General features: G+C 60.1%; 10 protein-coding genes and 1 tRNA gene. 7 read left to right on the top strand and 4 right to left on the bottom strand.

The window, feature by feature from the left end:
* Nucleotides 1–9: 9 nt before the first annotated feature.
* Both ACM6IP_RS04995 and ACM6IP_RS04990 read right to left on the bottom strand, forming a co-directional pair.
* Nucleotides 10–3,084 (bottom strand): Mur ligase family protein, encoded by a 3,075-nt coding sequence (locus ACM6IP_RS04995; RefSeq protein ID WP_414861069.1) that lies wholly within the window; start codon nt 3,082–3,084, stop codon nt 10–12.
* A 270-nt stretch (nt 3,085–3,354) separates the two neighbouring features.
* Nucleotides 3,355–3,555: a hypothetical protein gene (locus ACM6IP_RS04990; protein ID WP_095170694.1), complete on the bottom strand. Its 201-nt coding sequence runs from the start codon at nt 3,553–3,555 to the stop codon at nt 3,355–3,357.
* 762 nt (nt 3,556–4,317) lie between these two features.
* Between ACM6IP_RS04990 and ACM6IP_RS04985 the strand changes: the two genes are divergently transcribed.
* Complete coding sequence (locus ACM6IP_RS04985) at nt 4,318–5,172, top strand: MinD/ParA family protein (RefSeq protein WP_401126524.1); 855 nt, start codon at nt 4,318–4,320, stop codon at nt 5,170–5,172.
* 44 nt (nt 5,173–5,216) lie between these two features.
* Here ACM6IP_RS04985 and ACM6IP_RS04980 read toward each other — a convergent pair.
* Nucleotides 5,217–5,293: transfer RNA gene (locus ACM6IP_RS04980), tRNA-Arg, on the bottom strand.
* A 350-nt stretch (nt 5,294–5,643) separates the two neighbouring features.
* Here ACM6IP_RS04980 and gabD point away from each other — a divergent pair.
* The 3 genes from gabD to ACM6IP_RS04965 all read left to right on the top strand — a co-directional run bounded on the left by gabD (nt 5,644) and on the right by ACM6IP_RS04965 (nt 9,911).
* The gene (gene gabD / locus ACM6IP_RS04975; RefSeq protein ID WP_095170691.1) at nt 5,644–7,086 is read left to right on the top strand and encodes an NADP-dependent succinate-semialdehyde dehydrogenase; all 1,443 of its coding nucleotides are present in this window, start codon (nt 5,644–5,646) and stop codon (nt 7,084–7,086) included.
* Nucleotides 7,087–7,282: 196 nt separating this feature from the next.
* Nucleotides 7,283–8,560 (top strand): 4-aminobutyrate--2-oxoglutarate transaminase, encoded by a 1,278-nt coding sequence (gabT, locus tag ACM6IP_RS04970; protein ID WP_159993082.1) that lies wholly within the window; start codon nt 7,283–7,285, stop codon nt 8,558–8,560.
* A gap of 136 nt (nt 8,561–8,696) precedes the next feature.
* A complete protein-coding gene (locus tag ACM6IP_RS04965) occupies nt 8,697–9,911 on the top strand; it encodes an HDOD domain-containing protein (RefSeq protein WP_414861068.1) in 1,215 nt (404 codons plus the stop codon).
* A gap of 60 nt (nt 9,912–9,971) precedes the next feature.
* Here the strand turns inward: ACM6IP_RS04965 and desA are convergent, their stop codons facing one another.
* On the bottom strand, nt 9,972–11,150 hold the full coding sequence (gene desA / locus ACM6IP_RS04960; protein ID WP_095170685.1) for a delta-9 fatty acid desaturase DesA: 1,179 nt from the start codon (nt 11,148–11,150) through the stop codon (nt 9,972–9,974).
* 146 nt (nt 11,151–11,296) lie between these two features.
* Between desA and dibA the strand changes: the two genes are divergently transcribed.
* From dibA to ACM6IP_RS04945, 3 genes are all read left to right on the top strand, one after another.
* Nucleotides 11,297–13,216 carry a phosphodiesterase DibA gene (gene dibA, locus ACM6IP_RS04955; protein ID WP_414861067.1) on the top strand — a complete coding sequence of 640 codons (1,920 nt, stop codon included), beginning with the start codon at nt 11,297–11,299 and terminating at the stop codon, nt 13,214–13,216.
* A gap of 247 nt (nt 13,217–13,463) precedes the next feature.
* Entirely contained in the window at nt 13,464–13,646 is a 183-nt protein-coding gene (oscA, locus tag ACM6IP_RS04950) for a sulfur starvation response protein OscA (protein WP_095170681.1), read from the top strand.
* Between the two features lie 70 nt (nt 13,647–13,716).
* On the top strand, nt 13,717–14,730 hold the full coding sequence (locus ACM6IP_RS04945; protein ID WP_414861066.1) for a sulfate ABC transporter substrate-binding protein: 1,014 nt from the start codon (nt 13,717–13,719) through the stop codon (nt 14,728–14,730).
* The last annotated feature ends 3 nt before the right edge of the window (nt 14,731–14,733 follow it).

Genomic DNA, 14,733 nt, shown 5'->3' with positions numbered 1-14,733 from the left:
CGGAGGGTGTCAGAGCGCCGCGACGGCCGGTTCGGCGGCCATCAGTGAGTCGACCACCTGGGACAGCCCAGTGCCGCCAGAACTCTTCACCAGTACCCAATCACCTGGTTGGAACCAGCGCGCGGCGTGCCGTGGCAGTTGCTCCTGCAGGGCCTTGACGTCCTCGAACCACTCGATGGGTAACTGATCGCGCAGTTGCACATACAACCCGTGCATCAGTGGTCCGCAGAGCAGGGTCTGGCGTGGGGCTGCGGCCAGCAGGGACGCGGCCAGTTCCAGGTGATAGCGCTGGGTGTCGGGGCCCAACTCGAGCATATCCCCCAGTACGGCAACGCGCTGATCGGCCCGGCCGGGCAGTTCGGCGAGCATTTTCAGCGACGCCCCCATCGAGCCCGGATTGGCGTTGTAGGCGTCGTTGATCAGTTGGTAGTCACCGTCGCCGCAGGGGATGGTCAGGGTATTGCCGCGGCCATCCACCGCGGCGAATGTCTCCAGTGCAGCCAGGGCTTGGGCCGTGGGCAAGCCGGCGCACACCAGCGAAGCCAGCACCGACAGGGCGTTGAGCACCATATGGTGGCCGCGGGCGCGCAACTTGAAGTGCACGGGCGTGCCGCGCAGGCTGGCATTGACCTGCAAGTGGGACGGGGTCGTGCAGCAGTCCAGCAGTCGCAGATCAGCCAGTTCGTGCTCGCCGTAGCTGAGCACTGTCAATTGCGCGCGCTGGGCGGCATTGGCGAACACTTGGAAGTACGGCATGTCATGGTTCAGCACCGCATGCCCGCCGGGTGCCATGGACCGGAAGATCGCGCTTTTCTTGCGCGCGAGGTTCTCCAGGGTGCCGTGGTACTCCAGGTGTGCCGGGGCCAGGCTGGTGACGACCGCGACATGGGGGCGCACCAGTTCGGAGTTGATAGGCATCCTGCCGACGGCCATTTCCAGAACCCAGAACCGCGCAGGATCGGTCATGCAAGCCAGGTTCCAGGCAATCCCATGGGGCAGGTTGGCGTTGCCCTCGGTTTGCGCCACGCTGCCCAGTTGCGCCAGGGCATGGGTCAGCATCGCGCAAACCGTGGTCTTGCCGGCGCTGCCGGTGACCCCGAACACCTGGCCTGCGAAGGCTTTGCGGGCGTACCGCCCCAGTTGCAGCATGGCATCTGCCGTGTCCGGGACTTGCAGCACCGGCAGGCCGCTGCCGAGGTAAGGCGTGGGGTCGACGCAGACCATGGCTGAGGGACGCAGCTGCGGCTCGGCCTTGGCCCACAGGCGTGCAAGCCGGGCCTCATTGGCGCCGACCTTGCTCGGGTGGCGGCTCAACATGCGTTGCGGTTTGAAGTAGGCCATGGACGGAGCCAGCCCGCTGGCTGTCCAATCCGCCTCGGGTGCGACCGCCCAGGTGCCACCGGTGGCTTGCAGCACTTTGGCCGCATCCCACTGCCAGCCGGCGCCATCTTGCTGTACGTCTGGCTGGGCGGCGCGGACCTGCGGTGCGCCGTCGAGCAGGTAGCGGTGATAGGCAATCAGCCCCGAGAGGTAGTGTTCGACGTCGTCGATACGCACGCGAAAGGCATGATGGCGGATAAAGAACGAGCCGACGATGCGCGCCGGATGACCAAAGAACATTGCCATTTCCGGCCAGAAGTAGCCGTTGAGCAAGTGCCCGGCGCGGTGGTGCAAGGCGCGATAGAACGCCTGCAAGTCGACCTCGTTGAGCAGATGGCGCAGTTGCGGCAGTTGCTCGATACGCTGCAGCATTTGCTGCGCGGCCATCATCAACTCCAGCAGGGTGGGGAAGGTGGTGATGCGTTGCTGCACAAACCCCAGGTAGTCGATGAAATTGTTCAGGCCGAAACGGAAGTATTTTTCCTCGGGCCGATAGCGGGTCAGTTCATTGACGCAATAGCTCAGCCAGTGGTCGTGCTCGCGCCAGTGTTCCTTGGCGATGAAATAGTCGAAGGCTTTCTCGACGACGTGCAACCAGCGTTCGTCGCCACTCAAACCATAGAGGCGCATCAGCCCGAAGGCAGCTTCACCGTCGTAGTAGATAATCCGGAACGGCGCTTTGACGCTCAGGTCGTGGGCATGCAGGACATGGTTGAAGCCACCGGTTTGCGGGTCCTGCATCCAGGCGATGCCATTGGCTAGCGCCGCCAGCAGTGGCAGATAGTCGCGATTACCGGTGACTTCGCTGTATTTCACCAGGGCCAACAGGCAGACCGCGTTACCGCCCAGTTTGATTTCGTCGCCGACATCCACCAGGTACGCGGCGGCGCTGCCGTCGGGCAGGGTGTAGGACCTGATCAGCGTAACGGTGAGGTGGTCGAGGGCGCGTTGGATCGAGGCCAGGAGGGCGTCGTCTCGGGTCAGCGCCCAGGCTTCGATCATCGAATAGGTCGTGCTGGCGTGGCGCAGGGCGTTGTAGTTCTGGATGGTGCGGTCAAAACAGGGGAACTGGCCGTAGACAAATTCCCCGCTGTCCTTGACCTGGCGGGCGAGAAAGTCCGAGGCGCTGACGACTTTCTCGCGGATCTCGCCCGCGTCCAGCACCGAGGTCTTGCGGCGCCCGACATCCGGGCCACTGCTGTTGAGGGCGTGGGCGATACCGTCTTCGGCACAAAAAACGCCTTGGGTCTGGAACAGGTAGACCGGGGTCTGCGGGTCGGCTTGGGCCTTTTGGGCGGCCTCCAGCGCTGCTGAATCGGCAAAGCGTTTTTTCACATACACCGAAAAATTACCCGGGTTAAAGCGGGCCAGCGGCACTGTCGAACCGCCGTAGAGGATTGCGTTGGCGTTGATTTCCTGTTCGGTCAGGGCGGTCTTCAGTTGCGGGTCGAAGGCGATGCCGAAGCGAAAGTAATTGCGTTTGTGGCGCTGCAGGCGCTCCTGCAATTGTGCCCACGACAGCGTCGTCAGGTGGGTAGCACGCTCAACCCGCAGCCAGAGCTGCTCGGTCGGATGATCTTGTTGGGACGCAACCGGTAGTGGTGGGAAGTTCAGGAGTGCGTGATTCCACGCAGCCTCGAAGGTGTCGGCGCTGTTGTGGAATACCCGTGCCCGTTGTGTGCCGTTGCTGAGGGAAAAAAACAAGGTGCACGTCGTCGGCGCGTCAGTGCTGCTGATGGGCTCTACTGTCTGTGCTTTAAAAAAGTTGTAACAGGCGAGTAATTGCTGTTTCAAAGACATAAGAAAATCCATTGTCAACGTCAGATGAAGACAGAATTCTGGGGGGGCTAGCATTATTGTGTTCGATAATCGAACCCAACTGAATCCATGCAGTTTTCCCGCGTCCGGCAAGAGCGGCGGTGTAATAAGTGACGCGAATGTGAACTACGTCACACGGATACCGGTACTTTCGTTCTAGTTGAGCGGAAAAGCGTCGTCGCGGGTTATTTCTTCCGGCGAAAAGCTGATCGGTTGGTCGAACTCGCTCAGGTGGTTCTTGATTAATTTTCTGAGAATCTGCGACACGGTTAGATCGACAGTCTCAGAGAGATCCTCTAATTTCTTTTTAGTCGGAAGATCAATCAGTATAGTTAGGCGCGCGGTTTTCTTATGCATTTGCGATCCTTCTCTTCCGCCGCTATTACTGCTGTAGCGGTCGGCTCTCCAATTCCCGATAAAAGATAAGGCTTTAGCAGGCAGCGCCAAAGCTCACTAGGGACTCTAATTCAACTGATGAACTTTTTCTACTTTGCCGGGAAAAAAATATCATGGCTTTGCCCGCTCGAATTTTTGGCTCTGGAAAAGGCTTCTTGGGCTGACGTTATAATGCAGCACACATCTTATTATCATTGTATTAGTCGGATAGTAAGGGGGCTGGGGTGATCATCCTTTCGGATGAAATCAGCATAGGCTAATGCTTTAGTAATAACTATAATTTGGTCTAAGTAAGAAACTTTTCGTGTGGCGGGAGCCTGTACGATTGACGTCGCTTCGACGGGTTGTTTTATTTTCTGCCCGGTGCTGACCGACGCAGCTGTTTGGGTGTCGGAGGTGGACGGCGCTGTGCGGACTAACAGGCGAGTAATGGGCTTGTAGCGCTGTACTTCGGCCTAACTGATTGGCGCAGTAATCGAGTGATCTCTCTCGTCAGGTAGTGTTGCGTCATGGCATTAACTGCACCGCGCAAGTTTCGCCGTTTTTTAACCGTCGGTTTCTCACGGCGTACTTCGGCAGTTCAGTAGATGGTTACCAACATACTGATATTAAGCATTCATAACCTTCGGCGTAGGGCCGCGTTGGCCAGGTTTTTTGGCCTGCGCGTGTCAGGCACTGTTTTTTGACGGGCGGGTGCACAAGGCGTGTGCAAGAGAAAAATAGATGAATAGTGTGCATCGTGTGCGCGTTATTGCCGTGAGTGGCGGCAAGGGTGGCGTTGGCAAGACCACGGTGGCGGTCAATCTGTCCCTGGCGTTGGCGAGAGCCGGTCGGCGGGTGGTATTGCTGGATGCCGACCTCGGGCTGGCCAGCATCGATGCCTTGCTGGGGCTGACACCCAGGTACCGTCTGGCGGATGTCCTTGCCGGGCGTTGCGAGCTGGCGGATGCGCTGGTACGGGGCCCAGGAGGTATCCGTATCGCTGCGGCAAGTTCCGGTTCGCCGGACCTGGCCCACCTGCAACCGGCACAATTTCATGCGCTGATCCATGCCTTCAGCAGTATTGGCGACGAACTGGATGTCCTGGTCATCGATACGGCGGCCGGTATCGGTGAGACGGTGATGAGTTTTCTGCGTGCCGCCCAGGAAGTGATAGTGGTGGCGTGTGATGAGCCCGCGGCGATTCGTGGCACTTGTAACCTGATTCAATTGCTTCATCAGCAATACGGCATTCACCGCTTTCGCGTGCTGGCCAATAAGTCGGCAAATGCACGGGAAGGGCGCAAGCTGTTTGCCGAGCTGGAAAAGGTCACCGATCGGCTTCTCGACGTGCACTTGCACTACCTGGGCGCGGTGCCCAACGACGAGTCAGTGCCCAGGGCTGTACGCAAGCGACAGGTGGTGGTCGAAGCGTATCCACGTTCCCGGTTTGCCAACGCCTTTCGCGACATTGCGCAAAAGATCAACGCCTGGCCTCTGCCGGCTCACCCTGGCGGGCACGTGGAGTTCTTCGTCGAACAACTGGTGCACAATTCCAGGTATGGGGCGCCGAGCCCTGGCGACGAAGTGGATGCCTGAAACAACAAAAGGCCCGGGTTTTCACCCGGGCCTTTCGTTTTATATGGTGCACCAGGCGGGATTCGAACCCACGACCCCTGCCTTCGGAGGGCAGTACTCTATCCAGCTGAGCTACTGGTGCAATGCGGGCGCCATAATACTCATAAGCACAGCGTGCGTCCATGCTGCTGAATAGCCTGATGTTTTCTGCCGGTTAAGAGGGTGTTCGCGACGTTGATCAGAAAACCTTGGGTTAAACGGGCTTTTCGTTCTTTTTTTCGAACAACCTATTGTCCTTTACCCCCTTTGATCCTAGGATTCGTTTGAGATTTCAAACGCTCTTGTCTGGGTGCTGAACCGCACGAGTTTCAATCAGTGCGTTATTTATGTGCTTCAGCCCGGTGAATGATTTCCCTGACGGCAGCCTTCAAGGCGCCTTTCTACAATCATAATTCGCTCCGCGCGCGCGCGGTGCTGTTAAGGAAAGCCGACATGCAGCTTAAAGACACCCTGTTGTTCCGCCAGCAAGCCTTCATTGATGGCGCTTGGGTTGATGCGGACAATGGTCAGACGATCAACGTCAACAACCCGGCAACGGGCGAAATTCTGGGCACCGTGCCGAAAATGGGCGCGGCCGAAACTCGTCGTGCGATTGAAGCTGCAGACAAAGCGCTGCCGGCCTGGCGTGCACTGACCGCCAAGGACCGCGCGAACAAGCTGCGTCGCTGGTTTGAACTGATTATCGAAAACCAGGACGACCTGGCTCGCCTGATGACCCTCGAGCAGGGCAAGCCATTGGCCGAAGCCAAGGGCGAAATCGTCTACGCCGCCTCTTTCATCGAATGGTTCGCCGAAGAAGCCAAGCGCATCTACGGTGACGTGATTCCAGGCCACCAGCCAGACAAGCGCTTGATCGTGATCAAGCAGCCAATCGGCGTGACCGCTGCCATTACCCCGTGGAACTTCCCGGCCGCGATGATCACCCGCAAAGCTGGCCCGGCACTGGCCGCTGGTTGCACAATGGTGCTCAAGCCAGCTTCGCAAACGCCTTTCTCGGCATTCGCGCTGGCTGAACTGGCCCAGCGTGCCGGCATTCCTGCCGGTGTGTTCAGCGTGGTTTCCGGCAGCGCCGGCGATATCGGCAGCGAACTGACCAGCAACCCGATCGTGCGCAAGTTGTCCTTCACCGGCTCGACCGAAATCGGTCGCCAGTTGATGGCTGAGTGCGCCAAGGACATCAAGAAAGTGTCCCTGGAACTGGGCGGCAACGCACCGTTCATCGTGTTCGACGACGCGGACCTGGATAAGGCCGTCGAAGGCGCGATCATTTCCAAGTACCGCAACAATGGCCAGACCTGCGTCTGCGCCAACCGCCTGTACATTCAGGATTCGGTCTACGACGCGTTCGCCGAGAAGCTGAAAGTGGCCGTGGCCAAGCTCAAGATCGGCAACGGTCTGGAAGAAGGCACCACCACGGGTCCGCTGATCGATGGCAAGGCCGTGGCCAAGGTCCAGGAGCACATCGCTGACGCGATCGCCAAAGGCGCCACAGTCCTGGCCGGTGGCAAGGTCATGGAAGGCAACTTCTTCGAGCCGACCATCCTGACCAACGTGCCGAAGAACGCTGCCGTGGCCAAGGAAGAAACCTTCGGTCCATTGGCGCCGCTGTTCCGCTTCAAAGACGAAGCCGAAGTGATCGCGATGTCCAACGACACCGAGTTCGGCCTGGCCTCGTACTTCTATGCTCGCGACCTGGGTCGTGTGTTCCGTGTGGCTGAAGCCCTGGAATACGGTATGGTCGGCGTCAACACCGGGCTGATCTCCAACGAAGTCGCGCCATTTGGCGGCATCAAGGCCTCGGGCCTGGGCCGTGAAGGCTCCAAGTACGGCATCGAAGACTACCTGGAAATCAAATACCTCTGCCTGGGCATCTAAGCTCCAAGAGCTAAGCCCGGCAAGGCATTGCTTGAAACGCAAAGGGCACGAGAGCGCTGTCCCTTTGCGTGCAACACACGCAATTTTCTCTGTGGCCGGGAAAGCTGCGGCAGTCGATCATCGCATGCTGCCCAGTTGCCTCCCCGCCGCATTTTCCTTGAACCACGCCGCCCGATGAGCGGTGAATGAGGACACTATGAGCAAGACCAACGCTTCTTTGATGAAACGCCGCGAATCCGCTGTACCACGCGGCGTTGGCCAGATTCACCCGATCTTCGCCGAGTCCGCGAAGAACGCTACCGTGACCGACGTTGAAGGTCGCGAGTTCATCGACTTCGCCGGCGGTATCGCCGTGCTGAACACCGGTCACGTGCACCCGAAAATCATCGCGGCAGTGACCGAGCAACTGAACAAACTGACTCACACCTGCTTCCAGGTACTGGCCTACGAACCGTACGTTGAAGTGTGCGAAAAAGTGAACGCCAAGGTTCCAGGCGATTTCGCCAAGAAAACCCTGCTGGTCACCACCGGTTCCGAAGCGGTGGAAAACGCCGTGAAAATCGCCCGTGCCGCCACCGGACGTGCTGGCGTGATCGCCTTCACCGGCGCGTACCACGGCCGCACCATGATGACCCTGGGCCTGACCGGTAAGGTCGTGCCTTACTCGGCCGGCATGGGCCTGATGCCAGGCGGCGTGTTCCGCGCCTTGTACCCGAACGAACTGCACGGTGTGAGCATCGACGACTCGATCGCCAGCATCGAACGCATCTTCAAGAACGATGCCGAGCCGCGTGACATCGCTGCCATCATCATCGAGCCAGTGCAGGGCGAAGGCGGTTTCTACGTCGCGCCGAAAGCATTCATGGCTCGTCTGCGCGAGCTGTGCGACAAGCACGGCATCCTGCTGATCGCTGATGAAGTGCAAACCGGCGCTGGCCGTACCGGCACCTTCTTCGCCATGGAACAGATGGGCGTTGCTGCCGACCTGACCACCTTCGCCAAATCCATTGCTGGCGGCTTCCCGCTGGCCGGTGTGTGCGGCAAGGCCGAATACATGGATGCCATCGCGCCAGGCGGCCTGGGCGGCACCTACGCCGGTAGCCCGATCGCTTGCGCCGCGGCCCTGGCCGTGATGGAAGTGTTCGAAGAAGAGCACCTGCTGGACCGCTGCAAGGCAGTCGGCGAGCGTCTGGTGACTGGCCTCAAGGCCATCCAGGCCAAGTACCCGGTGATCGGTGAAGTGCGTGCCCTGGGCGCGATGATCGCGGTCGAGCTGTTCGACGACGGCGACACCCACAAGCCTAACGCCGCTGCCGTTGCTGCGGTCGTGGCCAAGGCGCGCGACAAGGGCTTGATCCTGCTGTCCTGCGGCACCTACGGCAACGTACTGCGCGTGCTGGTACCGCTGACTTCGCCGGACGAGCAACTGGACAAAGGCCTGGCGATTATCGAAGAGTGCTTCTCCGAGCTCTGATCACCGAGTGTGACCTGGTCCACAAAAAACCCGCCTCGGCGGGTTTTTTTTATCTTTGCCTACACATCGCTGGCTTTTGGCCTGTATCGAATCAGCAGCATTGTCTAAGGTGCAAGGATTGCCCCGGAGTGTCCTGATGAGCGCTGTTGATTTACCTGCCGTGCCGCGCGTGCTGATTGCCGAAGCCGATCCCTGGTCGCGGGACCTGCTCAAACAGGTGTTATTGAACGTGCGCTGCGACGCACGGCTGGACCTGTGTGCCGACGGCCAGCAGGCCCTGCAACTGCTGGCCGAGCAACCCTACGACCTGGTAATTGCCGATGGCGAGCTGCCGGGAGTCGATGGCCTGGGTTTGTTGCGCAGTGTGCGCCAGCGCCGCCGTCATCCGCCGTTGCCGTTTATTCTGATGAGTCACCGCAACGACAGTGCCAGCGTGCGCGAGGCGATCCCGCTGGCGCCCACGGCGTACCTGACCAAGCCGCTGAACATGCAGGGCCTGACGCTTCGCCTGCAGGGCCTGTTGCTGAGCGCCGGGCAGACGGTCTCCTGCGATGTGCCGGCGCTGGCCCCAGGTATGACCCTGGCGACCTTCCTGGAGCGTCGGCGTGAGTTGGCAGACGGCGCGCCCTTGCTGACCGATGTGCAACTGGCGGTCAAGCGCAGCCTGAATCCCAATGGCCTCGACTTGAGGTTGCTGGAAGAAGAGGTGCGCACGGACCCGCAGATCACCGCCGTCCTGATCGCCGCGGCCAACAGCGCTGCACAGCACCTGGGCGAGGGAGTGCAGACCTTGTCCCAGGCCCTGCAGCGTCTTGGTACCGGGCAAAGCATGAACCTGGTGCTGGGCCTTGCTCTCAAGCGCAGTGCGAAGTTGAGCGACCCGTGCCTGGCCGACTACGCCGAGCGCTACTGGGAGCTGTCGCTGCACACTGCTGAGTACGGCCGCACGCTCGCGCGGTTGCTCGATCTGGATCAGGAACGCTGCTACTGCGCCGGCATGCTCCATTGCCTGGGGGACCTGGCGTTGTTGCGCTGCCTGCAGGAGTGGAAGCAGGCCGGTGGCGAGTTGGATGACGAGCAGGAGGTGGGTGAGGCGCTGGTGACGTTTGCAGCGGCCTACGGTTCGGCGCTGCGCACCCGCTGGCGGCTGCCGCTGGAGCTGCGAGAGCTGATTGCCGCGGTCTATCGGCTTGGTGGTGGGGTTTACTCCAGGGAAGCCCTGGTGATGAACATGGCCGCCCAGTTGGCCCGCCTGACGGAGCATGAGGGCGTCGAGGAGCTGGCGAAAAGCCGAACGGCACGCTTGCTCAAGATCGGTTTGCCGGAACTGATGCGCCTGCGCAAGACCTGATCTGGCGCAGGCCCTGTGGGAGCGGGCCGGGCGGCGCTCCCACATCTATGGTTTGGGGCTTTACGCCGGACGCAGGGAGTAGGTCTTGAGCTGGTGGGCGAAGTCGCGCAGGGATTGAATCCCGCTGGCCTCGGCTTCGTGGATCCAGTCCTTGATGGCCGCCAGCATGTCGTGGCCGTTGGAACTGGTCTTGACCCAGATCTGCTGCAGGGCCAGGCGTTTTTCGTAGATGACCTTCAGTGCCTGGCTGTGCTCGAGCATGGTCTGGATGCGCAGGTGATGCTTTTCATCCAGCAGGCTGGTTTCCCGCGAGAGCAGGCGCTTGGCGCGATGGAATTGGTGGCGTACCGAATGGTCGACCTTTTCCAGCTCTTGCTTGACCAACGGGCCGATCACCAGCTTGCGGTACTGGGCCATGATCTGGAAACGATTGTTGAGAATCGCCATGGCGGTGTCCATGTCCAGGTTGCCCTTGCCTTCGACGCGGTGGGCAATGGGCGCAACGCGCTGCACCTTGGCCAGGCGCAGGAAACTGAACAGCTGGATCCAGGCCCAGCCGAGGTCGAACTCCCACTTTTTCACCGACAACTTGGCCGAGTTGGGGTAGGTGTGGTGGTTGTTGTGCAGCTCTTCGCCGCCCACCAGGATGCCCCATGGCACCAGGTTGGTCGCCGCGTCGCGACATTCGAAGTTGCGGTAGCCGATCGCATGGCCCAGGCCGTTGATCACGCCGGCGGCCCAGAACGGGATCCACATCATCTGGATCGCCCAGATGGTGATGCCGATGGTGCCGAACAGCAGCAGGTCGATCACTCCCATGAGTGCCACGCCCAGCAACGGGTAGCGGCTGTACAGGTTGCGTTCGATCCAGTCTTCGGGGCAGTTCTTGCCGTAGATGCGCAGGGTCTCGGGGTTCTCGGCTTCGGCGCGGTACAGCTCGGCACCTTTGCGCAGGACCGTGGACAGGCCCTTGATGACCGGACTGTGGGGATCATCGACGGTTTCGCACTTGGCGTGGTGCTTGCGGTGGATAGCGGTCCACTCGCGGGTGTTCTGCGCCGTGGTCAGCCACAGCCAGAAGCGGAAGAAGTGTTTCAGGCCGGCATTCAGCTCAAGAGAGCGATGGGCCGAGTAACGATGCAGGTAAACCGTGACACCCACGATGGTGATGTGGGTCATTAACAGGGTGACTGCCACCAGTTGCCAGGCCGACAAGCCGAGTAAACCTTCGTACCACATAGGCTATATGGCCCTCGATAAAGAAAAAAATAGCCCGCGCATTATCACTCAGGACACAGATAAAACCAGTCACCCTTTCAGATAAGAGTGGCGGGATGTTTCTTTATTCTATAATTCCGAACTTTTGTAGGGACATGGACGGCCGGATGCCTGCCTTTTATCGCGATGCATTGCGTGCAGCGCTGCTTTACCTGGTGATTTCCTGCGTGTGGTTGGGGATTACTGGTTGTTTATTGAGCAATTTGTTCGATGATTCCGCTCATCTAGCCCGCTGGCAACTGATCAACGGTTACGTCTGGGTGCTGCTCAGTGCTGGCTTGATTGTCCTGGTGCGTGGGCGCTGGCCGGGTTTTCTCGGTCGGGGAGCCGCGTTGGGCCGGGGCACTGAGGACCGTGCGCAATTGCGCCAGGCGCAGGCGGTGTTCGATTGCACCCATGAAGGCGTGTTGGTGACCGATCGCCAGCGCAAGATTGTCCACGTCAATCGCGCCTTCATGGAAATCACCGGTTACCAGCCCGACGAGGTGCTGGGGCGTACGCCCAGCCTGTTCAAGTCCGGTCATCACCCGCCGGATTTTTATAAGAAGATGTTTCAGGATCTCGGGCGTGGTGGTCAGTGGAGCGGTGAGATCTGGAACCGGCGCAAAAGCGGCGAGATTTTCCCCCAGTGGCAAACCATCCGGGTGATCCGTGACGACTGCGGTCAGCTCAGCCACTACGTGGCGGTGTTTTCCGATATCAGCGCGATCAAGGATTCCGAGCACGAGCTCAAGCACCTGGCGCATCACGACCCGCTGACCGACCTGCCCAATCGCCTGCTGTTCGGCGATCGTGTCGAACAGGCGCTGGCGTCGGCGCAAATCCACAAGCGCGGCTGTGCCTTGCTGATGATCGACCTCGATCATTTCAAGATGATCAACGACAGCCTGGGGCACAACGTCGGCGATCGCCTGCTCAAGGCGGTGGCTTCGCGCTTGCGCGAGATGTTCGGCCCCGGCGTGACCCTGGCGCGCCTGGGGGGCGACGAGTTTGCTGTGCTGGTGGAGAGCTGTGGGCAACTGGTCCAGGCCGCGGCGCTGGCGCAACGGATCATCGACGGCCTGAAAGAGCCCTTCGTGATCGACGCCGATCAGTTGTTCATCAATGCCAGTGTCGGCATCAGCCTGTTCCCCAGCGACGCGCAGAGCGCCGAGCAGTTGCTGCGCAATGCCGATTCGGCATTGTTCAAGGCCAAGAGCGCCGGGCGTAACGACTATGCCTTGTACACCGAGGAATTGACGGCCCATGCCCAACATCGGGTCGAGACCGCCTTCGAGCTGCGCCGGGCGCTGGAGCAGCAGGAGCTGCGGGTCTACTACCAGCCCGTGCACGACCTGCAGTGCAGCCGCTTGATCGGCGTCGAGGCACTGGTGCGCTGGCAGCACCCGCAGCGTGGCCTGGTGCCGCCGAGCGAGTTCATCCCGATTGCCGAGCGCACCGGGCTGATCGCGGACATCGACGCCTGGGTGATGCGTCAGGCGTGTCAACAGATGTGCGCGTGGCAGCAAGCTGGCGTGGCGTTGTCATTCATTGCGGTGAACGTGTCGAGCCGCCTGTTCGCCCGACGCGAGCTGTATCAGCGCGTCGCCCAGGTGCTGCATGACACCGGGTTGGATCCGGCCTGCCTGGAGCTGGAAGTGACGGAAAGCGCGGTGATGGGCGACCCGGAAGTGGCCCTGGAGCAGATGCACCGGCTACGCGAGTTGGGGGTGCGCCTGGCCATCGACGACTTCGGGACCGGCTATTCGTCGCTGTTGCGGCTCAAGCGCCTGCCGGTGCAGAAGCTCAAGATCGACCAGGGTTTTGTCGCCGGACTGCCCTGGGATGATGACGATGCCGCTATCGTGCGGGTGATCATCGCCCTGGCGCAAAGCATGGGCATGCAGGTGCACGCCGAAGGCATCGAGCACGTCGAACAGGCGGCGTTTTTACTCGATCACGGCTGTGACCTGGGCCAGGGCTACTGGTATGGGCGACCCATGCCGGCAGACGAACTGGATTGGGCGCGGGCACCACTGATCCGCTAAGGCGGTGGTGCTTCATCCAAGGGCTGCGCTGCAGCCCAGCGTGAGCAAGTATCTGCACCCTCTGTCCAAATCACGGCAGGCAAAACCGTGAAGTCCACGCAAGCCCTTGTCTGGGCGAAAAATACTTTTCAGTTATATAAACATTCTTAAATAGTATTTTTAAGAATATCCACGGCTATCTACTATTGCTCTCACGCCACAAGCAGTGCCGCCACTGCGAGGCACTTCTCATTTCAGGAGCAGCACCATGAGCGCATCCCTACGTAGCGTTGACGGCCATGACGAAGCCACCATCTTGCGCGAGATCCAGAGCGCCCTGCGCGATCTGCGCTTTGGTGCGGTAGAGATCACCGTGCACAACGCCCAAGTGGTTCAGATCGAGCGCAAGGAAAAATTCCGCCTGCAGAACCCGAGCAACAAGCCGAGCTGAGGCGTCGCTGGCAACCCGTTTCCAGAAATCCATAAGAACAGCCAACACCAAAAATTTCAGGAGCTCCACCATGTCGTCGATTCGCCGTTACGCTTTGGCCGCTCTGGCCAGTGCCATTTTTGCCGGTTCCGCGGTTGCCAAGGATTACGAGTTGCTGAACGTTTCGTACGACCCGACGCGTGAGCTGTATCAGGACTACAACGCAGAGTTCATCAACTTCTGGAAGAAGGAGCATGCCGGCGACAACGTCAAGATCCAGCAGTCCCATGGTGGCTCCGGCAAGCAGGGGCGGGCGGTGATCGATGGTCTGCGGGCCGACGTGGTGACCCTGGCGCTGGCCGGTGACATCGACGAAATCGCCAAGTTGGGCAAGACCCTGCCTGTTGACTGGCAGAAGCGTCTACCCGAGGCCAGCACTCCCTACACCTCGACCATCGTGTTCCTGGTGCGCAAGGGCAACCCCAAAGGCATCAAGGACTGGGGCGACCTGACCAAGACCGGTGTTGAAGTCATCACCCCGAATCCCAAAACCTCTGGCGGCGCCCGCTGGAACTTCCTGGCAGCCTGGGCCTACGGTCTCAAGGCCAATGGTGGCGACGAAGCCAAGGCCAAGGAATACGTACAGACCCTGTTCAAGCACGTGCCGGTGCTCGATACCGGTGCTCGCGGCTCGACCATCACCTTCGTCAACAACGGTCAGGGTGACGTGTTGCTGGCCTGGGAAAACGAAGCCTTCCTGGCGCTCAAGGAAGATGGCGGCGCAGACAAGTTTGAAATCGTCGTGCCTTCGCTGTCGATCCTCGCCGAGCCGCCGGTCGCGGTGGTCGACAAGAACGCCGAGAAAAAAGGCAACGAACAGATCGCCGAAGCCTACCTCAAGCACCTGTATAGCCCGGCAGGCCAGGAAATAGCGGCGAAGAACTTCTATCGTCCACGTGACAAGGACGTGTCTGCCAAGTACGCCAAGCAGTTCCCGACCCTGGAGCTGGTAACCATCGACAAGGACTTCGGTGGCTGGAAAACCGCCCAGCCAAAGTTCTTCAATGATGGCGGTGTGTTCGACCAGATTTACCAGGCACAGTAATCT

The organism is Pseudomonas sp. IT-P176, from assembly GCF_949767245.1.
In the GTDB taxonomy this organism is placed as follows: domain Bacteria; phylum Pseudomonadota; class Gammaproteobacteria; order Pseudomonadales; family Pseudomonadaceae; genus Aquipseudomonas.
This window is presented reverse-complemented; position numbering and strand designations above follow the sequence as displayed.

Coding starts and splice junctions, on each gene's coding strand:
- ACM6IP_RS04990 (WP_095170694.1), bottom strand. CDS start 3,555: ATGCATAAGAAAACCGCGCGCCTAACTATACTGATTGATCTTCCGACT.
- ACM6IP_RS04985 (WP_401126524.1), top strand. CDS start 4,318: ATGAATAGTGTGCATCGTGTGCGCGTTATTGCCGTGAGTGGCGGCAAG.
- gabD (WP_095170691.1), top strand. CDS start 5,644: ATGCAGCTTAAAGACACCCTGTTGTTCCGCCAGCAAGCCTTCATTGAT.
- gabT (WP_159993082.1), top strand. CDS start 7,283: ATGAGCAAGACCAACGCTTCTTTGATGAAACGCCGCGAATCCGCTGTA.
- ACM6IP_RS04965 (WP_414861068.1), top strand. CDS start 8,697: ATGAGCGCTGTTGATTTACCTGCCGTGCCGCGCGTGCTGATTGCCGAA.
- desA (WP_095170685.1), bottom strand. CDS start 11,150: ATGTGGTACGAAGGTTTACTCGGCTTGTCGGCCTGGCAACTGGTGGCA.
- dibA (WP_414861067.1), top strand. CDS start 11,297: ATGCCTGCCTTTTATCGCGATGCATTGCGTGCAGCGCTGCTTTACCTG.
- oscA (WP_095170681.1), top strand. CDS start 13,464: ATGAGCGCATCCCTACGTAGCGTTGACGGCCATGACGAAGCCACCATC.
- ACM6IP_RS04945 (WP_414861066.1), top strand. CDS start 13,717: ATGTCGTCGATTCGCCGTTACGCTTTGGCCGCTCTGGCCAGTGCCATT.